Annotated in this window: 19 protein-coding genes; 10 read left to right on the top strand and 9 right to left on the bottom strand. The window is 63.9% G+C overall.

Annotated elements, in window-relative coordinates; all coding sequences use genetic code 11:
• Window positions 1-51: 51 nt before the first annotated feature.
• Complete coding sequence (locus ACU8HS_RS04270; protein WP_447015463.1) at window positions 52-717, bottom strand: GNAT family N-acetyltransferase; 666 nt, start codon at window positions 715-717, stop codon at window positions 52-54.
• A gap of 133 nt (window positions 718-850) precedes the next feature.
• Between ACU8HS_RS04270 and pdxR the strand changes: the two genes are divergently transcribed.
• Window positions 851-2,257, top strand: a complete 1,407-nt coding sequence (pdxR, locus tag ACU8HS_RS04265) for a MocR-like pyridoxine biosynthesis transcription factor PdxR (RefSeq protein WP_447015462.1) — start codon at window positions 851-853, stop codon at window positions 2,255-2,257.
• A gap of 161 nt (window positions 2,258-2,418) precedes the next feature.
• Here the strand turns inward: pdxR and ACU8HS_RS04260 are convergent, their stop codons facing one another.
• A complete protein-coding gene (locus tag ACU8HS_RS04260) occupies window positions 2,419-3,918 on the bottom strand; it encodes a DegQ family serine endoprotease (protein WP_447015461.1) in 1,500 nt (499 codons plus the stop codon).
• A gap of 519 nt (window positions 3,919-4,437) precedes the next feature.
• On the opposite strand from ACU8HS_RS04260, the gene ACU8HS_RS04255 reads away from it, so the two are divergent.
• Entirely contained in the window at window positions 4,438-5,490 is a 1,053-nt protein-coding gene (locus ACU8HS_RS04255) for a LacI family DNA-binding transcriptional regulator (RefSeq protein ID WP_447015460.1), read from the top strand.
• 51 nt (window positions 5,491-5,541) lie between these two features.
• Here the strand turns inward: ACU8HS_RS04255 and cysN are convergent, their stop codons facing one another.
• From cysN to ACU8HS_RS04240, 3 genes are read right to left on the bottom strand one after another with little or no spacing between them, the layout of a single operon-like run.
• On the bottom strand, window positions 5,542-7,026 hold the full coding sequence (gene cysN, locus ACU8HS_RS04250) for a sulfate adenylyltransferase subunit CysN (protein WP_112704256.1): 1,485 nt from the start codon (window positions 7,024-7,026) through the stop codon (window positions 5,542-5,544).
• Window position 7,027: 1 nt separating this feature from the next.
• Complete coding sequence (gene cysD, locus ACU8HS_RS04245) at window positions 7,028-7,981, bottom strand: sulfate adenylyltransferase subunit CysD (protein ID WP_112568429.1); 954 nt, start codon at window positions 7,979-7,981, stop codon at window positions 7,028-7,030.
• Window positions 7,982-7,998: 17 nt separating this feature from the next.
• The gene (locus ACU8HS_RS04240; RefSeq protein WP_113414449.1) at window positions 7,999-8,742 is read right to left on the bottom strand and encodes a phosphoadenylyl-sulfate reductase; all 744 of its coding nucleotides are present in this window, start codon (window positions 8,740-8,742) and stop codon (window positions 7,999-8,001) included.
• Between the two features lie 420 nt (window positions 8,743-9,162).
• Here ACU8HS_RS04240 and ACU8HS_RS04235 point away from each other — a divergent pair, with 420 nt between their 5' ends.
• From ACU8HS_RS04235 to ACU8HS_RS04225, 3 genes are all read left to right on the top strand, one after another.
• Window positions 9,163-9,609 (top strand): RrF2 family transcriptional regulator, encoded by a 447-nt coding sequence (locus ACU8HS_RS04235; protein WP_112568433.1) that lies wholly within the window; start codon window positions 9,163-9,165, stop codon window positions 9,607-9,609.
• Window positions 9,610-9,710: 101 nt separating this feature from the next.
• Window positions 9,711-10,097: a DUF6152 family protein gene (locus ACU8HS_RS04230; protein WP_112568436.1), complete on the top strand. Its 387-nt coding sequence runs from the start codon at window positions 9,711-9,713 to the stop codon at window positions 10,095-10,097.
• A gap of 10 nt (window positions 10,098-10,107) precedes the next feature.
• On the top strand, window positions 10,108-10,578 hold the full coding sequence (locus tag ACU8HS_RS04225; RefSeq protein WP_113414448.1) for a DUF6644 family protein: 471 nt from the start codon (window positions 10,108-10,110) through the stop codon (window positions 10,576-10,578).
• A gap of 213 nt (window positions 10,579-10,791) precedes the next feature.
• Here ACU8HS_RS04225 and betA read toward each other — a convergent pair whose 3' ends face one another.
• Genes betA through betI form a run of 3 tightly spaced genes read right to left on the bottom strand, consistent with a single transcriptional unit; the run spans window position 10,792 to window position 14,583 of the window.
• Window positions 10,792-12,444: a choline dehydrogenase gene (gene betA, locus ACU8HS_RS04220; RefSeq protein WP_113414447.1), complete on the bottom strand. Its 1,653-nt coding sequence runs from the start codon at window positions 12,442-12,444 to the stop codon at window positions 10,792-10,794.
• 52 nt (window positions 12,445-12,496) lie between these two features.
• On the bottom strand, window positions 12,497-13,960 hold the full coding sequence (gene betB, locus ACU8HS_RS04215) for a betaine-aldehyde dehydrogenase (protein ID WP_112757986.1): 1,464 nt from the start codon (window positions 13,958-13,960) through the stop codon (window positions 12,497-12,499).
• Window positions 13,957-14,583, bottom strand: a complete 627-nt coding sequence (gene betI / locus ACU8HS_RS04210; protein WP_113414446.1) for a transcriptional regulator BetI — start codon at window positions 14,581-14,583, stop codon at window positions 13,957-13,959. Before betI ends, betB begins: the two co-directional genes overlap by 4 nt.
• A gap of 155 nt (window positions 14,584-14,738) precedes the next feature.
• Between betI and ACU8HS_RS04205 the strand changes: the two genes are divergently transcribed.
• From ACU8HS_RS04205 to ACU8HS_RS04190, 4 genes are all read left to right on the top strand, one after another.
• Window positions 14,739-15,287, top strand: coding sequence for an HdeD family acid-resistance protein (locus ACU8HS_RS04205; protein WP_112568445.1), 549 nt, complete (start codon window positions 14,739-14,741; stop codon window positions 15,285-15,287).
• A 203-nt stretch (window positions 15,288-15,490) separates the two neighbouring features.
• On the top strand, window positions 15,491-15,733 hold the full coding sequence (locus ACU8HS_RS04200; protein ID WP_112568447.1) for a ribbon-helix-helix domain-containing protein: 243 nt from the start codon (window positions 15,491-15,493) through the stop codon (window positions 15,731-15,733).
• 153 nt (window positions 15,734-15,886) lie between these two features.
• Window positions 15,887-17,692, top strand: coding sequence for a GGDEF domain-containing protein (locus tag ACU8HS_RS04195; RefSeq protein ID WP_112568449.1), 1,806 nt, complete (start codon window positions 15,887-15,889; stop codon window positions 17,690-17,692).
• A gap of 78 nt (window positions 17,693-17,770) precedes the next feature.
• On the top strand, window positions 17,771-18,766 hold the full coding sequence (locus ACU8HS_RS04190; RefSeq protein WP_447015459.1) for an NAD(P)H-quinone oxidoreductase: 996 nt from the start codon (window positions 17,771-17,773) through the stop codon (window positions 18,764-18,766).
• 10 nt (window positions 18,767-18,776) lie between these two features.
• Here the strand turns inward: ACU8HS_RS04190 and ACU8HS_RS04185 are convergent, their stop codons facing one another.
• Complete coding sequence (locus ACU8HS_RS04185) at window positions 18,777-20,234, bottom strand: MFS transporter (protein ID WP_447015458.1); 1,458 nt, start codon at window positions 20,232-20,234, stop codon at window positions 18,777-18,779.
• A gap of 101 nt (window positions 20,235-20,335) precedes the next feature.
• Here ACU8HS_RS04185 and ACU8HS_RS04180 point away from each other — a divergent pair, with 101 nt between their 5' ends.
• Entirely contained in the window at window positions 20,336-20,959 is a 624-nt protein-coding gene (locus tag ACU8HS_RS04180; RefSeq protein WP_112756662.1) for a helix-turn-helix transcriptional regulator, read from the top strand.
• Window positions 20,960-20,967 lie beyond the last annotated feature (8 nt).

Below are 20,967 nucleotides of genomic sequence, written 5' to 3'. Positions count from 1 at the left end.
GTCATCGGCGCGGCGGCTCTTTTGTCGCCGCCGCCACGCTTTGAAGTTCGACTAGAAGCTGAGCCTGCTCTTCTGCCGGCCCTCGGCATCGAAATTCTCGGGCGCCAGCCAAGCCTCGTATCCGGCCTTCAGCTTCGGCCAGTCGCCGTCCGTCATGGCAAACCAGGCGGTGTCGCGGTTGCGGCCCTTCTGCACCATGTGCTGGCGGAAGATGCCCTCGAAGGCGAAGCCGAAACGCTGCGCCGCGCGCTTCGACGGTTCGTTGAGATTGTTGCACTTCCATTCGAAGCGCCGGTAGCCGAGCGTGTCGAAGACGTAAGCCGCGCAGAGATAGAGCGCTTCGGTTGCTACCCGCGTGCGGGCAATGGCCGGCCCCCAGAGAATGTTGCCGATCTCGATCACGCCATTGGCCGTGTCGATGCGCATCAGCCCCTGCCGGCCCTCCGCGCGTCCCGTCGCCTTGTCGATGACGGCAAAGAACAGCGGGTCCTCGCTGGCGGCGGACCGTTCCAGCCAGGGCGTGAAGGCGGCCATATCGGCAGGCGGCGCCTCGAAGAGGTAGCGGAAACGGTCTTCGGCGCCCGGCTCCTGCGCCGAGCGCAGCAGGTCGGCGCCGTGTCTTGCCGCGTCCAGCGGCTCCAGGCGGGCGTAGCGGCCCTCGATCGGGGCGCGGGCGGGGCGGGCGACACCCTTCCAGTCGGCAAGGTCCTTTGTCATATCGGTCATTCCGTCAAACTGATGCATTGAAGGTCGATCGCTGAACTTCGCTCACCGATCCCGCCTGCTCTTGCCTTGCAAATGGACTGGAGTAAAAGTCCAGTTTTGATCTTTGCGGCAGACCAGTTGGCATATGACTTCGGCACCCACATGGCTGAGCCTCGATCGAAACGGCGGCGACCTGACCGGCCAGATCTATCGAAGCCTGCGCGAGCGCATCCTGCTCGGCCAGCTTCCGGCCGGCCACAGGCTGCCGTCGACCCGCGCCCTTGCCGCCTCGCTCGGCGTCGCGCGTTCCACGACGGTCGAGGCCTATGACCGGCTTCGGTCCGAAGGTTATATCGAGGCCACCGCCGGTGCCGCAACGCGGGTTGCCACGCTGGAGCGCATGCGGCCGGAACGGCAGCGCGACGCGCGCGCGCCCGTCGAGGAAAAGAGATCGGACCTGCCGTCCTATCGCGGCCTGTTCCGGCCCGGCGTGCCTGACGTGTCGGATTTTCCGCATGCCGCCTGGAGCCGCCACCTTGCGGCGCGCAGCCGCTCGCTGCGCAGCCATCATCTCGGCTACGAGAACCCGACCGGCATCGACGAATTGCGGCAGGCCATTCTCGGGCATGTTTCTGCAACGCGCGGCGTGGTCGCCGAGCCGGAGCAGGTCATGATCATGCCCTCCACGCGCGCGGCAATCGATATGCTGGCGAGATCGATGCTGAGGCGGAGCGGGCGCAGGGCCGCCTGGATGGAAGATCCCGGCTATGGTGCGGCGCGCCTGCTGCTTGCCGATGCCGGCGCCGACATCGTGCCGGTCCCCTGCGACGGGCAGGGCATCGACGTTTCCAGGGCGCAAGGCCCGCCGCCGGCGCTGATCTATGTTACGCCGTCGCATCAATATCCGACGGGCGCAACCCTCAGCCTGCCGCGCCGGCTGGCGCTGCTGGAGGCCGCCCGCCGTCACCAGAGCCTCATCGTCGAGGATGATTACGACAGCGATTTTCAATATGGTTCTCGGCCGATCGCCGCCCTGCAGGGCATCGACCGGGCCGAGGCCGTGGCCTATGTCGGCACCTTCTCGAAGGTGCTGGCGCCGGGCCTGCGCGTCGCCTATGCCGTCGTGCCGCGCTGGCTGGTGGCGGAGGCCTCGGAGGCGCTGCATCGCAGGGGTGTTGCCGTCTCCACCCATATCCAGGCGGCACTGGCCGATTTTATCAACGAGGGCCGCCTGCGCGCCTATCTGCGGCGCATGAACCAGCAATATGCCGAGCGCATGGCCCGCACGGTCCGGATGCTGGAGAGCCAATTTGGCGAAAGGCTTGCCGTTTCGGGCGGCAATGGCGGATTGCAGCTTGCGGCCTGGTTTCGCGACGAGAGGGTGGACGACCGGGCGCTCGTCGCCAAGGTGAACGCGTCAGGTTATGGCCTGATGCCGATGTCGGGTTTCTTCATCGGCAGGGCCGCTCCCGGCATTCTCTTCGGCATCTCGCAGGCGCAGGCGGCTGCCGTTCAAAAACTGGCAGCCGATCTCGGCGTGATGTTTGGCTAGGGCAATTTCAGCAGAAGCGGGAACCGGTTTGCGTCCGGAATTGCGGAGAAAACTATGAGCCAGAGCATTGAAGGCGATCCCGTTTTCGCCGGAAATGCTTTTAGCCCACGCGCGACTGCGCCCGGAACGAGGTCCAGGCGCAGCGCTTGCGTGGGTGTCCTTCAAGCGGCTGTGAAGGGCACGGCCACGAAGGTCTTGTTGCCGCCGCGTTCGATCAGCAGCAGCACCGACTTGCGGCCGGACTTGCCGGCATCGGCAACGGCGGTCTTGACGTCGCGGGCGTCATGCACCGGCTTGTCGTTGACCGAGACGATCACGTCGCCCGGTTGGATGCCGGCGGCAGCGGCCGACTTGTCCGGGTTGACGTTGGCAACGACGGCGCCGGCAACGCTGCGCGGCAGGTTCAGCTGCTCGCGAATGTCGGGCGTCAGGTCGGCAAGGCCGATGCCGAGGCTCGGCTGGCCGGCAGCCTGGCCCTGGTCGTCGCTGCTTTCGGCTGCGGCCTGCTTCTGGCCGTCGTCATTGCCGCCGACGGTGACGTTGAGATCGACCGTCTTGCCGTCGCGCCAGACGGTGAGCGTCTCCTTCGCACCCGGCGACAGGTCGGCGACGAGGCGCGACAGGTCCTTCGGCGTCTTGACACTTTCGCTGCCGACCGCCGTGACGATATCGCCGGTTTTGATGCCGGCATGGGCGGCCGGCGTTCCGCCGGTAACGGCAGCCACCAGCGCGCCTTCAGCCTTGCCGAGGCCGACCGCGTCTGCGACATCCTGCGTGACCGGCTGGATCTGCACGCCGAGATAGCCGTGGTCGATCGAGCCGTCCTTCTGCAGCTTGGCGACGATCGTCCTGGCCTCGTCCGAGGGGATGGCGAAGCCGACGCCGACGCTGCCGCCGTTCGGCGAATAGATGGCGGTGTTGATGCCGACGACATTGCCGTCGCGGTCGACCAACGGGCCGCCGGAATTGCCGTGGTTGATCGGCGCGTCGATCTGGATGAAGTCGTCATAGGGGCCGCTGTGCAGGTCGCGGCCGCGGGCCGAGACGATGCCGGCCGTGACCGTCGTGCCGATGCCGAACGGGTTGCCGATGGCCAGGATCTGGTCGCCGAGCTTCAGCTTGTCGGAATCGCCCCACGCGATCGTGGGAAGCTGGTGCGGCGCCTGGACCTTCAGGACGGCGAGGTCGGACTTGGCATCGGCGCCGAGCAGCTTGGCCGGCAGTTCGGTGCCGTCGTCAAGCGTGACCTTGATGTCGATGGCATTGTCGATGACGTGGTTGTTGGTAACGATCACGCCGTCAGGGCTGATGATGAAGCCGGAGCCGAGCGCCATGGCGTGCTGCGACTGCTGCTGCGGTGCCTGGTGCGGCAGGGGGATGCCCTGCTCTTCGAAGAAGCGACGGAACTGCTCGTCCATCGGCGAATTGTCGGCGCTGGCGCTGGTGGCCTTCATCGTGGTGGTGATGGTCACGACCGCCGGCTTGTCGGCGTCGACGATGGAGGCGAACGAACCGCCGGAGGCGAGAATACCGCCGGTCTCGGCCGCTGCGGCAAGAGCCGGCGAGGAAGAGGAAACGGCAAAGGGCATGGCGGCCGCGCCGAGAACGATGGCCGCTCCGACAAGTGCTGCGGCCCGGTGCTTGCGAAGAATGTGTGACATGGTGGAAGTCCCTTGCGAGAGCGTTGGCATTGAATGGCGTCCTGGTTCCGTGCCGTGGACCATGGCGTCGATGAGTATTGTCGCCGGTTATTGCCGTTGATTACTTTGATTTCGTCTGTATGATGCGACGAATACTGAGATCTGGAAGAACTGGCGCTTGATACCTATATGATCCGTTCCGCGGGATTTACAAATTAAACATTGATCATGTTTGTATTACGGTAATGTAAGACATTACTATAATTTAATCTTGGCTGACCAAGCATTGCCGCAATTTTGCCGGCGTCGGCTGTTGTCCGCTTCGCGAAGCGCCGCAACAGTAAAATATATTCCACTTTTCTGTGATCCGCCGGCCTGCGCGCTGCGTAGCAGGCCGGACAATTCGCGACGTTTGTTCATGCTTTTCAAGTTTTGGTTGAAATTGGGCATTGAAATGTTAGTGGACTCTAAATTAAATTTTCTTCAAAAAAGTGAAACTGCGAATCGTCGGGGGGCGAGGCTCGCCGTATGCGGGAAGTGATGAGGGATTCAGTGAAGCCGGGGCGGGAAAAGAAGCGCGGTTCCCATGTAAAGTTGAGTGATGTCGCAAAGCGGGTCGGGGTCAGCCCGATCACCATCTCGCGCGCGCTCCGCAACCCGGATATCGTTTCCGAAGAGCTGCGCGAAGTCATCCTGCGCACCGTCGAGGAGATGGGCTACATTCCCAATCTCGCCGCCCGCGCGCTTGCCGGCCGCCACAGCGGCATCGTCGGCGTCATCACGCCGTCGCTGCACCATCCCTGCTTCACCGGCGTGATGATGGGCATAGAGGAGCGGCTGCGCGCCACCGATCTGCGCGTGCAATATGCCAATACGCTGAGCGATGCCGGCCAGGAGATCGACCAGTTCAAATCCTTCCTGTCGCAGAAGCCGGCGGGCATCATCCTCGTCAACGCGGAATATTACGACGGGCTTGCGCTGCTGATGGAGACGGCCGCCGTTCCGGTCGCCCATGTCGCCGATCTCAGCCAGCCGCCGGAAACCCTGCTTGTCGGCATGTCGCATCATGTCGCAACGGCCGCCGCCACCCATTTCCTCTTGTCGAAAGGCTACAGGCGGATCGGTTTCATCGGCGGGCGCACCGATATCCGTTCGCGCCGCTGCCGCTCGGGCTATGAGGAAGCCATGCGGCAGGCCGGCCTTGACGATGCGTCCCTGACGTATGGTCAGGACGGCTCCACCAGCATCGGCCTCGGGCGGCACCTCTTCGTCGAGCTTCTGGAACGGGTGGGGGATCTCGATGCCGTCCTGGCGCAGAGCGACGATCTCGCCCTCGGCGCGCTGATCGAATGCAACGCCCGCGGCATCCGCGTGCCCGACGATTTCGGCATCTGCGGCTTCAACGATCTCGAGTTCGCCGAGTTCACCTCGCCGTCGCTGACGACGGTGCATGTTCCCCGCCACGATATCGGCCACCGCGCCGCCGACATGCTGCTGCGCGCCATCCGGGACGAGGCGCCGAAGGAGCAGCGGGTCGATATCGGCTTTTCGATCATCGAGCGCGGTTCCACGCGCGTCGCACCGAAACAGTGAGGCGGAAACGAAAAGGGACCGACCGGTCCCTTTTCCCAGATATCGCCTGTCTCAGATGTCGCTTGCCGCGCTCGACCAGAGCTCGGCCGCTTCCGAGGCCGTCATGCGGCGCACCTCCGCCTCGTGGCGGCGGTTGGCGAAGAGCTCGCTTGCCATGATCTGCTCGGCAAGGTCGGCCGGCAGCGACAGGATCACGCGGGCGTCGTTGCCATGCAGGCCGCTGATTTCGGCGCGCTTGCCGGTCACCATGCCGCCGGCGACGGTATTGTTTGTCTCCGGGTCGATCAGGATGAAGGAGCCGGTGGCGCGGTTCTGCTCGTAGGGATCGAAGATCGCCGCCTCGTCGAATACCAGGCGCACCTTGCCGATCGCGTTCATGTAGAGCCGCTGGGCGGAATTCCATGTGCCGGTCTTCAGCTCCAGCTGGCTGACGGGCTCGACCTGCACACGCTGGCGGCGCGAGCCGCTCTTCAGCCAGTAGCGCTTGCCGGCTTCGATACCCTCGGGCTGCAGGGCAACGACCTGCGCGTCGAAGGAGAGGCCGGTCTGCGGCTGGCTGTCGATCGAAACGATCATGTCGCCGCGGGCGACGTCCACCTGACGGTCGAGAACGAGCGTGATCGCGTCGCCGGCAACGGCCGCGTTGCGCACGAGGTCGAAGGTGACGATCTTGGTGACGTTGGCGACCATGCCCGAAGGCAGGATCATGACGCTGTCGCCCGGCTTGACGGAGCCGCCGGCAACCGTGCCCTGATAGCCGCGGAAGCTTTCGCCGGGGCGCGAGACGCGCTGGACCGAGAGGCGGAAACCGGTCGTCTGGCCGGAGCGCACGGTTGCGTGTTCCAGCGTCTCGACCAGCGTCGGGCCATTGTACCAGGGCATGGCGGCCTGACCGGAATAGACGACGTTTTCACCCTTCAGCGCCGACATCGGGATTGCGGTGATCTGCTTGACACCCAGCGACAGCGCGAATTCCTTGAACTCGTGGCTGATCTTGTCGAAGCCGGCGCGGTCGTAGTTCGTCAGGTCGATCTTGTTGACGGCGAGCACGAACTGCTTGATGCCGAGCAGCGAGGCGATCGTGGCATGGCGGCGCGTCTGCTCGAGGATGCCGGCGCGAGCATCCACCAGCAACACGGCGAGATCGGCGGTGGATGCGCCGGTCGCCATGTTGCGGGTGTACTGCTCGTGGCCGGGCGTGTCGGCCACGATGAAAGAGCGCTTGTCGGTCGAGAAATAGCGGTAGGCGACATCGATGGTGATGCCCTGCTCGCGCTCGGCCTGCAGGCCATCGAGCAGCAGCGCGAAATCGGGCAGGCCGAGGTCGTTCTGCTTGCCGGTGGAATCGCGGCGAAGCGTTGCCGCCTGGTCTTCCTTGACGGCCTTGGTGTCCCAGAGCAGGCGGCCGATCAGGGTGGACTTGCCGTCATCGACGCTGCCGCAGGTGATGAGGCGCAACGGGCGCGAGTCGCGCACGGCCTTCAGCGGCTCGGCGGCGGGCACGGCGACGGCGGTTGCGGGAACGGCTGCGGTCATCTCAGAAATATCCTTCACGCTTCTTCTTTTCCATGGAGCCGGACTGGTCGCGGTCGATGGCGCGGCCCTGGCGCTCGGAAACCGTGGCGATTTCCAGTTCCGCGATAATGTCTTCAAGGGTGGTGGCGTTCGAACGGATCGCGCCGGTCAGCGGGAAGCAGCCGAGCGTGCGGAAGCGAATGAAATCTTCCTGCTTCGTTTCGCCGGGCAGCAGTTCCAGACGCGGATCGGAAGCGGCGATCATCATGCCGTCGCGTTCCACATAGGGGCGCTTGGCGGCGAAATAGAGCGGCACGATCGGGATTTCCTCGGCCTGGATGTAACGCCAGATATCGACTTCGGTCCAGTTGGACAGCGGGAAGACGCGCACGCTCTCGCCCTTGCGGATCTGGCCGTTATAGATGTTCCAGAGTTCCGGGCGCTGGTTGCGCGGGTCCCAGCGATGGTCGGGCGTGCGGAAGGAATAGATGCGCTCCTTGGCACGCGAGGCTTCCTCGTCGCGCCGCGCGCCGCCGAAGGCCGCGTCGAACTGGCCGGCATCGAGCGCGTTGCGCAGCGCTTCCGTCTTCATCACGTCCGTGTAGCGGGCCGAGCCATAGGTGAAGGGCGTGATGTTTTCGGCCGCACCGCGCGGATTGATGTGCTCGATCAGGTCGAGATCGTATTTCTTCACGATCTCGTCGCGGAAGGTAATCATCTCCGCGAACTTCCAGCCGGTGTTGACGTGCAGCAGCGGGAAGGGCACGCGGCCGGGATAGAAGGCCTTGCGGGCAAGGTGCAGCAGCACGGAGGAATCCTTGCCGATCGAATAGAGCATGACGGGACGCTCGAATTCGGCGGCAACTTCGCGGAAGATGTGGATCGCTTCGTTTTCCAGTGCCTTCAGATGCGGGTCGAGCGGCGGCTTGGCGCTCTGCGGGTTGGTCAGTTCCGTATCCTGACGGGTATCGGCCATTTCGTACTCCAGACTTCCTATTGCTGCACGGCGATCGCGGCCGCCTCTTCGGCGACATGCAGACCGCATTCGCGCTTCTCGTCCTGTTCCCACCACCAGCGGCCGGCACGTTCCGGCTCGCCGGGCTTGATGGCGCGGGTGCAGGGTTCGCAGCCGATCGAGGGATAACCGCGGGCATGCAGCGGATTGACCGGCACGCTATTGTCGGCGACGAAGGCCTTGATCGTTTCGATATCCCAGTCGGCCAGCGGGTTGACCTTGAGCAGGTGCCGCTCGGCGTCATATTCGGCAAAGGGCGTCTCGGCGCGGTTGGCCGATTGGCCCCGGCGCAGGCCGGTGATCCAGATGGTGGCGCCTGCCAGCGCCCGCGCAAGCGGCTTCAGCTTGCGCACGCCACAACAGGCATGTCTGGCTTCGACGCTCTCGTAGAAACCGTTCATGCCGTATTTGGCCGCATAGGCGTCGATATCGGCCTGCTCCGGTTCGTAGCGGGTGATATGGATGTCGTACTGGCTCTCGGTCTCGTCGATCAGCGCCAGGGTCTCGGGGAAAAGCCGGCGGGTCTGCAGCGTCACCACGTCGATCGGCAGGCGATGCGTGCCGATTTCCGCGGTGATGACCTGGTCCTCGATGCCGAGCGAGGTGGTGAAGACCACGCGCCCGCCAAGGCCGGCGACGAAGGAAAGCCGGCCCGCGAGGTCGAGGCCCGCCAGCTTTTCAGCCAAAGCCTCGGCTTCTTCGATCGGATTGATAACAGTCATGGGGGGTCCTGTCCTTGATGTTGGCCGGAGTATTGCAGCTGAAGGACGGATCGGACAGAAAAAGGGATTTCGAAAGGACTGCCTGACGGAGCAAATATCTCTCTCATCCTGCCGCAATGCAGAAAAGCAGCCGCCGACGCCGGAATGGCGCCTCGAACTTAATGTCTATAGAAATAGTAGTGTTACACGGCGCCTGTCAACTGGAAATCGGAAGTGATGGCGGCAATGGTGAAAATTGCCGTTTTTTGAGGTAAAATACAAACTGTTGGCCGAGGGTTAAAAACAGGGCCAAAACACTTGTCTCTCAAGGCTTTTTCCAGCGCGTTCAAATTCCGTTCATGCTGGCCGTGCAATAGAGGCAATCAGCTTTCTTGGCGATGTCGGGATTCGACACCGCTCTGTGTGTGTCGACGGTCCGAGATGATTACGCAAAAGGCAAAATATGCGCTGCGGGCGCTGACGGTTCTGGCGGAAGCCGCGGCCGACGAACCCGTCATGATTTCCGACATTGCCGTGCAGCAGAAGATCCCGAAGAAGTTTCTGGAACAGATCCTGCTCGACCTCAAGCATCACGGCATCGTCGTCAGCCGTCGCGGCAAGCAGGGCGGCTACCTGCTCCTCAAGCCGGCCCACAGCATCACCTTCGGCGAGATCTTGCGCATCATCGACGGCCCCATCGCGCCGCTGCCGTGCCTGTCGATCACCGCCTACCGCAAATGCGACGATTGCGACGGGGAGCAGACCTGCGAAATCCGTCACGTCTTCGCCAGGGTGGCGGACGCCACCCGCAAAGTCCTCTTCTCCACCACGATCGCCGACGCCGTCGGCAGCAAGCAGGGCGCGGAAGTCACACGCCTGCTCGCCTGATGCGTTTTCCTCCCACTCACCGGTCTTCAAAAATCGGTGAGTGTCCTTTTCATATGCCGGCGATGCTCCACCTGTCCGTGCATTCGGGTAGGGAGAACATCATGTCTGTACTTTCGGGAAAACGGGCGCTGGCGGCCGCCATGCTCTCGGTGGCATTCGCAACCGGTGCCGTGGCGCATCACGGCTGGTCCTGGGCGGAAGCCGACCAGATCGAGCTTCGCGGCACCATCCGGCAGATATCCATGGGCGGGCCGCATCCGACCCTCGACGTCGCAACCGCCGATGACGGCGTCTGGCGCGTCGAGCTCGGCAATCCGCGCCAGACGGAGCGCGCAGGCTTCGTGGAAGGTGTCGCAAAGCCCGGCGATCAGGTCGTCGCGCTCGGAAACCGCTCGCTGGATCGCAACGAGAAGCGCATGAAGGCGGTGCGCATCACCATCGGTGAAAAGCGCTACGACATTTATCCGGAACGCATCCGCACGAACTGACGCCCGCGTCATGGAGCTTCTCGAATGGCTGTCGGCCACCACGCTCGCGGTCGGGCTCAGGCGTTCCGCGACGCTCTACATGTTCGTCAATGCCGCCCATATCCTGGCGATCGGCCTTCTGGTCGGCGCTATCCTGCCGCTCGATCTGCGGCTTGCCGGCTTCTTCGGCAAGGTGCCGGTGCAGGTCGTCGCCCCGTTCCTGTCCCGCTCGGCCGGCTTCGGCCTCGCCCTGGCCCTGCTCACCGGCTTCTGCCTCTTCAGCGTGCGGCCGGTCCAATATGCCGCAAATCCGGCCTTCCTCGCCAAGCTCGGCCTGATCGCCTTCGGCCTCCTCAACGTGCTTGCCGTCCACATGGGGCAGGGGTGGCGAACCGCAATCACGCTCGGCCTCGTCCGCCCGGCCGTCCGCTTTTCCGCGGCTCTTTCGGCAGCGATATGGATCGCAGCCGTCGTGGCCGGCCGCTGGATCGGCTTTCTCTGAGCCGAGGCCGCCTCTTTCCCCAAGCCCGCCGTCGAATATGACATGCCGATCGGCCATGTTGCATCGCTCGTGCTCGCCGCCCGTCATCAGCGCGAAGAAGACTACCGCTGACGACAGCAATTCCAGCAAAAGTGTGAAACGGTCTTGCGTCCGGAATTGCTTGAAAACAAAGAGATAGGGCATTTCCGGCGTTCGATCCTCGCCGGAAATGCTCTACCGGTCGCTCACCGCCGCGCGCGGATTGGCCCATGGCTCCTGGTTGGAGCGGGCGAGCGGCTGCTTGCCGAGAATATGGTCGGCGGCCTTCTCGCCGGTCATGATCGACGGGCCGTTGAGATTGCCGTAGGTGACGTGCGGGAAGATCGAGCTGTCGGCGACCCGCAGGCCGTCGACGCCGATCACCCGCGTATCGGGATCGACCACCGCCATCGGATCGTCCTTCGCCCCCATGCGGCAGGTGCCGCAGGGATGATAGGCGCTTTCCAGATGCTCGCGCAGGAAGGCGTCGATCTCCTCGTCCGTCCGGACCTTCTCGCCTGGCTGGATTTCCGGGCCGCGATAATGGTCGAAGGCCTTCTGGCCGAAGATCTCGCGCGTCAGGCGCACGCAATGGCGGAATTTCTCCCAGTCCTCGGCATGGCTCATATAGTTGAAGCGCAGCACCGGATCGGCCTTCGGATCGGCCGAGCGCAGCGTCACGTTGCCCCGCGATTTCGACAGGTTGTAGCCGACATGGACCTGGAAGCCGTGGGTGTTGGCCGCCGCCTTGCCGTCATAGCTGATGGCGACCGGCAGGAAATGGTACTGGATATCCGGCTGCTTCAGCCCCGGCGCGGATCGCAGGAAGGCGCAGGCTTCGAACTGGTTGGAAGCGCCGAGCCCGCGCTTGGAAAGCAGCCACTGCGCGCCGGCCACGCCCTGCCAGAACCAGGGCAGCCAGGAATAGAGCGACACCGGCTTGGTCGAGACCTGCTGGAAATAGAATTCCATATGGTCCTGCAGGTTGGCGCCGACGCCCGGCCGGTCGGCCTTTACCTCGATGCCCATGTCCTGCAGATGCCCGCCGGGGCCGATGCCGGACAGCATCAGGAGCTTCGGCGAATTGAAGGCGGAGGCCGAGACGATCACCTCGCGATTGGCCTTGACGATCTCGACCGCGCCGCCGCGCTCGATCTCGACGCCTGTCGCGCGATCGTTCTCGATGACGACCCTGCGCGCAAAGCCTTTGACAAGCTCGACATTCGGCCGTTTCAGCGCCGGCTTCAGATAGGCGCTTGCCGCCGACCAGCGCCGGCCGCGATGGATGGTCTGCTCCATCAGGCCGAAGCCTTCCTGCTTCGAGCCGTTATAGTCTTCGGTCGTCTCGAAGCCCGCCTGCTTGCCGGCATCGATGAAGGCGCGGAAGAGCGGGTTCTTGACGATGCCGCGCTGCACATGCAGCGGCCCCTCGGTTCCGCGCCAGCCATCCTCGCCGCCGTGCGAATGCTCCATGCGCTTGAAATAGGGCAGCACATCCGCATAGGCCCAGCCGTTGGCGCCGAGCTCTTCCCACCGGTTGTAGTCTTCCGCATGGCCGCGCACATAGACCATGCCGTTGATGGAGGAGGAGCCGCCGATCACCTTGCCGCGCGGCGCGGTGATGCGCCGGTTGTTGAGGTTCGGCTCCGGTTCGGAAAGGTAGCCCCAGTTGTAGCGCTTCATGCTCATCGGCCAGGCGAGCGCCGCCGGCATCTGGATGAACGGCCCGAAATCCGAGCCGCCCGCCTCGATGACGATGACCGTGTTCCTGCCGTCCTCCGAAAGCCGGTAGGCGAGCGCCGAACCTGCCGAGCCGGAGCCGACGATGACGAAATCTGCCTGTTGCATGCTGTTCCCTTTGGATTGTCGTGTGCAACGGATGCTTCGGTTCCGGATGGGCTCAGTAGGGCGAGGCGACCGGCCCCATGCCGACATAAACCGTCTTCAGCTCGCTATAGTGCTCAAGCGCCGCCAGGGAGTTCTCCCGCCCGAAGCCCGATTGCTTGGAGCCCCCGAACGGGATTTCCACCGGGCAGAGATTGTAGCTGTTGATCCAGAGCGTGCCGGCTTCGAGCTGATCGACGACACGGTGGGCGCGGGTCAGATCGGCGGTGAAGACGCCGCCGGAAAGGCCGAACTCGGTCGTGTTGGCGCGCTTGACGACTTCGCTCTCGTCGTCGAAATCGAGCACGCACATGACGGGGCCGAAGATTTCTTCGCGGGCGATCGTCATGCCGTCGGTCACGTCGGCAAAAACGGTCGGCTGCACATAATAGCCTTCGCCCGTCACGTGGTTCGGAATGCCGCCGCCGGCAACAAGCGTCGCGCCCTCGGCTTTGCCCTTCTCGATATAGGCGAGCACCTTCTCGCGCTGCGCCCAGGAAACCATCGGCCCGAGCTGCGTGGCCTCGTCCATCGGGTCGCCGATGAGGATCGCCTCGGTGCGCGCCTTCAGCCGCTTGAGGAATTCGCCCTTGATTTTCTTCTGTACGAAGACGCGCGTGCCGTTGGAGCAGACCTGGCCGGTCGAATAGAAATTGCCGAGCATCGCCCCGCCGACGGCGTTGTCGAGATCGGCATCGTCGAAGACGATCAGCGGCGACTTGCCGCCAAGCTCCATCGTCACGTGCTTGAGCTGGCCGGCGGCCGCCGCCGCCACCTTGCGCCCGGTCGGTACCGAGCCGGTCAGCGACACCTTGGCGACGTCGGGATGGTTGACGAGCAGCGGCCCGGTGTCCCGGTCGCCCTGGATGACGTTGTAAAGCCCTTTCGGCAGGCCGGCCTCATGCAGGATCTCGGCGATGGCAAGCGCGCCGAGCGGCGTGGTTTCCGAGGGTTTGAAGATCATCGCGTTGCCGGCCACCAGCGCCGGCGCGCCCTTCCAGCAGGCGATCTGCTGCGGATAGTTCCAGGCGCCGATGCCGACGCAGACGCCAAGCGGCACGCGTTTCGTATAGGCGAAATCCTGGCCGAGCGGGATATGCGAGCCGTTCAGCCCCGCCGGCGCCACGCCGCCGAAGAATTCGAATGCGTCGGCCCCCGAGGTCGGGTCGGCGACGATCGTTTCCTGGATCGGCTTGCCGGTGTCGAGCGTTTCCAGCTCCGAAAGCGCGCGATTGCGCTCGCGCATGATCTCGGCCGCGCGTTTGAGGATGCGCCCGCGCGCCATCGGGCTCAGCGCCGCCCATTCCGGCTGCGCGCGCCTGGCGGCCGCGACCGCCTTTTCGACGATGGCGGGCGTTGCGGCATGGAGCCTGGCGATCACCTCGCCGGTTGCCGGATAGATGCTCTCGATGAGGGTGCCGCTTTCATCCTCGACATATTCCCCGTCGATGAAATGCGATGCTTTCGGCTGGGCTTTCATGTCATCTGTCCTTGGATGGTTCGATCTGGTTGTCCCTTCTCCCCTCGGGGAGAAGGGGAGGTGGCTGCCAAGAGCGCATTCACATAATCCTCCGTCAGCGCGATCGAGGCCGTAATGCCGATCGGCGCCGATTTCAGACTTTGCCGGATATAGAGCCCGTCGATCATCGCGGCAGCGCCCTCGGCGATGCGTTCTGCGGCATCGGCCGGGCAGAGCGCCTTGAGGGCGGCAAGCAGATTGGAGCGCAGGCGCCGCGCGTAGATGACGAGGAAACGCCGCGTCTCTTCGGATCGCTGCGCCTCGGCATAGAAGGCAAGCCAGGCCGCGATCGTCTGCGGGGCAAACTGGTCGGCGTTGAAGCTGACGCGGATGATGGCCGAGACCCGCTCGCGCGGGGTTGCGGCATCCCGCAGCGCCGTCACCGCGTCCTTGCGCAGCTGGCGCAGAAGGAAACGGATCGTCTCGATCAGCAGCTGCTCCTTGCTGCCGAAATAGTGATGCGCAAGCGCGGGCGACACGCCGGCCCGCCGGGCGATGTCCGACATGGTGACGGTCAGCGAGCCGTGATCGCCGATCACCCGCAGCGCCGCATCCACTAGCGCCTTGCGGCGCACCGGTTCCATTCCGACCTTCGGCAAGCTCAATTCTCCCGAGAATAGCTGGAGCGTATTTTTGATTGACTGATCAATCAATAAAAATCTTTCGCCGAATTGACGCCGCGCATCTCTTTCCGCGCGAAATTGCTGCAGCATATTTCCGGCAATCAGGAGGTGTGCCCATGGCCAATATCTATGACGGAATGCCCGCATCCCCGCTGCGGTCGAAATGGATCTGGTTCGTCGGTCTCGGCGTGCTGCTTCTCATCTGCGGCCTCGTCGCCCTCAGCAACCTGCTGATGGCGACCGTCGCCTCGGTCTTTTACGTCGGCATGCTGATGCTGGCGGGCGGTGTCATCTATCTCATCCACGCCTTCCAGGTGCGCGGCTGGGATCACGTTCTCTTCTGGGCGTTGAGCGGCATCCTTTATGTGCTCGCCGGCATCTGCGCCTTTCTCAATCCCATCCTCACCTCGGCTGCCTTGACCATGCTTCTGGCGGTCGCGCTGGTCATTGCCGGTGTCTTTCGTCTCTTCGTCGGCAGGCGCATGCGGCCGCTCAAGGGCTGGGGCTGGATCGTGGCAAGCGGCGTCATCACCGCGCTCGCGGGCTTCGTGATTGCGCTCGGCTGGCCGGCGAACAGCCTCTGGATCCTCGGCCTGTTTCTGGCGGTCGATCTCGTCGTGCAGGGCTGGACAATGATTGCCTTCGGCCTAGGTATCCGCTCTTGAGCCCCTGGCAGGGAGGCGACCGGAGATCGTTTCTTTTTTGACAAGAGGGTGACGGAATACTAAAATTTAGGGGTTGAAGGCCGGCTCCGCAGAAGAGCCGCCTCCTGTGCTGAGGCACTTCGGCATTGGTGCGCGTCGCCACGAGAAGCCGAAAATGGACCCCCGAGGCAATCTCTGCCGAAATAGAATGGGAGGAGAATTCCATGCCGATGGTCACCGTTTCCATCTCACCGCTCCAGGCAGCAGGCATTCGTGACGCTGTCGATCAGGGCGGATATGCGTCGAGCAGCGAAGTCGTGCGCGAAGCATTGCGCCTGTGGGATGCCGCCCGCAAGCTGAACGAATATCGCGGCGATGTTCTGGCCGACGAAGGCACACCGAGCGGCGGCAGGTGCGTCGCCGACATGTTTGCAGATCATGAAGCGGAACACCGCCGCACGGCCTGAATAGGCCTTTGATTGCAAACGGAAAATCTAATAAACGTTGGGCGCGTATGAACGCCTGCGCCTTTCACAAAAGTTTCATATTGGCGAAAGGGTTCGTTGACCCTTCTGCCCCATTGTCCGACCGAAAAAGAAAAGGTCACAGTGGAGATTGGCATGTCTTTGGCTGCCAGCGTCGAACCGGGTGTCGTGCGTCGTTACGCCAGCGACCAGATCGTCACCCTCGCTAAGCTCGTTATCGAAAATGCGTTTCAGCCGATCGTCGAAGCCGGCACCGGCACGGTGTTCGGTTACGAATCCCTCATGCGCGGGCAGGACCGCATCGGCTTCGAAACGCCGATCGAAATCCTCGACGAAGCCCATGAGACAGGTCAGCTCCTGCCGCTTGAGCAGATGGTCGCCAACCGTGCCCTCGCCAAGTTTTCCACGCTCTCGAACTTCGCCACCGCGACACTTTTCCTCAATCTCGATGTGCGCCTCATCCCGCATGGCAATCGTCTCGTCGAAAACCTGCTGCTGCAGTTGAAGACGGCCAACATTCCGGCATCCTCCGTCTGCTTCGAATTTTCCGAGCGTTTCGACAATACCAGCGTGCCGGAATTCGCAGACCTTGTCTCGCGCCTGCGCAAGGCCGGCTTCAAGCTGGCGATCGACGATTTCGGCGTCGGCCACGGCGAGATGAAGCTTCTGTGCGACTATTCCGTCGATTATCTGAAGATCGACCGCCATTTCGTCGCCGATATCGACCGCAGCCCGCGCAAGCGCCACCTGCTGAAAAGCATCGTCAACATGGCCCATGTGCTCGGCACCCGCGTGATCGCCGAGGGTATCGAGACGGAAGCCGAATTCATCGTCTGCCGCGACTATGGCGTCGATCTCGTGCAGGGCTGGTTCATCGCGCGCCCGTCCACGCATCTCTCCGAACTCGTGCCCGCCTTCCCGCACCTGCAGGAGCTTGGCAAGAACAAGGGCAACAGCCAGTCGCTCGACGAAATCCTCATCCGCAAGCAGATCGAAATGCTGCCGACCGTCTATGAGAGCGACGGCATCGACACGGTCTTCGAACTCTTCCGCCGCAATCCGCGCCAGGCCTATTTCCCGGTTCTGAATGCCAATGGCGAGCCGCGCGGCATCATCCACGAGCACCACCTCAAGGAATATATCTACCAGCCCTTCGGCCGCGACCTCCTGAAGAACAAGGTCTACGAGCGCACCATCTCGCATTTCGTCGAGCGCGCCCCGATCGTCGGCCTCGACAGCGACGCCGACCAGCTGATGGCGATCTTCGCCAATATGGAAGGCAGCAACTGCCTGATCCTGACCGACAACATGCGTTATGCCGGCGTCGTTTCCGCCGCCTCGCTGATCAAGGTCATCAACGAGAAGCAATTGAAGACGGCGCAGGACCAGAACCCGCTGACCGGCCTGCCGGGCAACCGCGCCATCAGGGATTTCATGCGCAATGCCGGCCGCGACGGCGATGAAGTGCGCCACTTCTGCTATTGCGACTTCGACAATTTCAAGCCCTTCAACGATGCCTACGGCTTCCATCTCGGCGACCACGCGATCTCGCTCTTTGCCGCGCTGATGCGCCGCTATTTCTTCGCCGAGCGCCATTTCCTCGGCCATGTCGGCGGCGACGACTTCTTCATCGGCGTCGTCGGCTGGACGAAGGAGGAGCTGACGGAAATCCTCGACCGGCTCATCAGCGATTTCCACGACGACGTGCTCGATCTCTATTCCGACGAGGACCGCGCCGCCGGCCGCATCCGCGGGCATGATCGCGCCGGCGCCGAAGCCTTCTTCCCGCTGATGCGCTGCTCGATCGGCGTCCTGGAACTGCCCGAAGGTCTCGTCATCGACGACATCAACCGCGTCAGCGCCGAGATCGCCCATGTGAAATCCGGCGCCAAGGAGAGCAACGAGGGCCTCGTATTCCACGTGCTGGGCGAGGCGAATTGACGCCTCTGCCACTTCCGGCCTTCCCAAGCCCTGGAGCCTGATTTATCTCCAGAGCTTCGGAATCGGGAGAGCCGGGTCATGTCGTTGCCGTCGCATATGCGTTTTGTCGATCTGCCCTCTTTCGGCGGGCCGGAGGCGATGGTCATCGCAAACGGGCCGGTGCCGCTGCCCTCGGAAGGCCAGATCCTCGTCCGCAGCGAAGCGGTCGGCGTCAACCGCCCGGATATTTCCCAGCGCCAGGGCAGCTATCCGCCGCCGAAGGATGCCAGCCCCGTCCTCGGCCTGGAGCTTGCCGGCGAGGTCATCGCGATCGGTCCCGGCGTGACGGGATTTTCGCTGGGCGACAGGGTCTGCGGCCTTGCCAATGGCGGCGCCTATGCCGAATATTGCCTTCTGCCGGCCGGTCAGGTCCTGCCTTTCCCGAAAGGTTACGACGCGGTGAAGGCCGCGGCCCTTCCCGAGACCTTCTTCACCGTCTGGGCGAACCTCTTCCAGATGGCGGGGCTGACGGAAGGCGAGAAGGTGCTGATCCACGGCGGCTCCAGCGGCATCGGCACGACCGCCATCCAGCTTGCCCGCGCTTTCGGCGCCGAGGTCTATACGACCGCGGGTTCGAAGGAGAAGTGCGAGGCCTGCGAGAAGCTCGGCGCCAGGCGCGCGATCAACTACCGGGAAGAGGATTTCGCTGCCGTCATCCGGCAGGAGACCGGCCAGGGCGTCGATATCGTGCTCGACATGATCGGCGCGGCCTATTTCGAGAAGAACATCGCCTCGCTGGCGAAGGACGGCTGCCTCTCCATTATCGCCTTCCTGCAGGGCGCGGTGGCCGAAAAGGTCAATCTGACGCCGATCATGGTCAAGCGCCTGACGGTGACGGGTTCGACCATGCGCCCGCGCACGGCGGAGGAGAAACGGGCGATCCGCGACGATCTTCTCTCCGAGGTCTGGCCGCTTCTGGAAGCCGGCACGGTCGCCCCCGTCATCCACAGGGCCTTCGCCTTCGAGGACGTGGCCGCCGCCCACCGGCTGATGGAGAGCGGCAGCCACATCGGCAAGATCATGCTGACGCTCTGACACCTTGCATTCACGCCTCCGGCTGTCTGAAAACCGGCGGTGATGTCCGCGCCGGTGCTGCAAGCGACAGCGCAGCGCCCGTTGCGATCAGCCCCGGCAGGGCCATGACGAGATAGAGCCAGCTCGCGGCCGAAAGCGTGCCCGCAATGCCGCCCGGCTCGACCAGCCCCGCGCCGTTGGCGATGACGCCGGCAAAGGCCGCGCCGAAGGCGCTGCCGAGCGAGCTCATGGTGGGGATGGCGGCGGAAGCCTTGTCCTGTTCGCTGTCGGCCACCAGTTTCAGCACCTTGGCGACGAGATGCGCCCAGCCGAGGCCGACACCGAAACCCATCATGAACATGGCGACGGCCGCCGGTCCGAGAATGACGAGATGCGCCTGCGGGTTCTCGCGGGCGAGGAAGACGGCAAGCACGGCCGTCGCGACCGCTTCGGTCAGGCAGCCCGCAACGATCGCGGCATTGGCTTTCCGGCCGGAGAAGGAGCCGCTGAAGAAGGCGGCCACCGTCCAGCCGAGCGCGACGAGAGCCACGAGATATCCGGAAACCAGCGGCGTTACCCCGTGCAGGACCTGCAGGAAATAGGGAACGAATATGTCGCTGACGAGAACGAAGTTGAGGCCGATCATCGTCAGGTAGACCCGCGATATCGGCTGGCCCAGCGTCACCGCGCCCGATGGCAGCAGCCGGTTGCCGCCCCTGCGCTCCATCACCAGCATGGCGCCGACGGCGATGGCCGCGACAGTGATCAGCCCGGCCTTGGCCACCGTCACCTCGGTCGTGCCCGCGGTGCTGACCAGCAGCACTGCGGCAAGCAGCAGGCAGATCTGCGCGACAGGCATCCTTGTCTGTTCACGGTCGTCCTCGGCCTGCGGCAGCAGCCGCGGCGCCAGCGCCGCCATCAGCACGCCGAGCGGCACGAGCACGGCAAAGGCATAGCGCCAGGCGCTGCCATGCGCGAAGAAGCCGCCGAGCGTCGGGCCGATGACGGTCGAAACGCCCCAGATCGCCGCATAGAGCGTCGAGGCCTTGGGCCAGAGCGGCTCGGGATAAACGAAGCGGATGAAGGCGTAACAAAGGGCGGCGAGGGCGCCGGTGCCAAAACCCTGCACCGTCCGGCCCATCAGCACGACCGGCATCGACGGCGCGGCCGCGCAAATCAGGCTGCCGACGCCGAAGATTGCGGCCGCGATGATATAGACGCCGCGCAGCCCGATATTCCTCGGCCGCATCGCCACGAAGATCGAACCCAATATGGTGGCGGCGACATAAAGCGTCGTCACCAGCGAAAACAGTTCCAGCCCGCCGACGTCGCGCACGATGCTGGGCGCGATCGTTGCCGTGATGTAGCTCTCGACGGCGGAAATCGTCATGCCGCCGCCCAGCATCAGCGTTGCCGGCAGAAGCGCGGGAGAAAACAGCCGGAAGACGGACGTGGGCGAGCCTGAAGGTTCCAGGGCGGTTTCGGACATGATGAATCCTTGCGTTTTTCCTGACCCGTGATTATTTTCCAAGTTATGCGTTGGAAAATTGCATGGGTCTCGAATTAAAACAAGAGATAACTTGGAAAAATATGCGCCAGTCCCCCGTCAATCGTATCCTGATCCTGTTGAAGACAGAAGGGCCGCAGCTTGCCGCCGCGGTCGGCGATGCGCTCGGCATTTCCGGCGAAGCCGCTCGCCAGCAGCTCGCGAAGATGGCGGAGGAGGGGCTGGTGGAGCCCGTGGCCGTTGCCGCCGGGGGCAGGGGGCGTCCGAGCCAGCTCTGGCATCTGACGGCCGAGGGCAACAGGCATTTCCCGGACGGCCATGCCGAGCTGACGGCGAGCCTGCTGACGACCCTTGTCCGGCAGCTCGGCCCGGCGGCACTCGATGCCGTCATCACCGCCCGCGAAAACGAAACGCTGGAGCGCTATCGCGACGAACTGGCGGACAGGGCCGATCTTGCCGCCCGCGTCGAAGGGCTTGCCGCCATCCGCAGCCGCGAGGGCTATATGGCCGATTGCTGGCAGGAGGAGGACGGCTCGTTGATGCTGGTCGAGAACCATTGCCCGATCTGCGCGGCGGCAAGTACCTGCGCCGGCTTCTGCCGCTCCGAGCTCGAAACCTTCCGCAGCGTGCTCTCGGCCAATGTCGAGCGCAGCGAACATATCCTGCTGGGGGCGCGCCGCTGCGCCTATCGCATCACGGCCGGATGACCGGACAC

The organism is Rhizobium sp. KDH_Rht_773_N, assembly GCF_052946295.1.
This window is presented reverse-complemented; position numbering and strand designations above follow the sequence as displayed.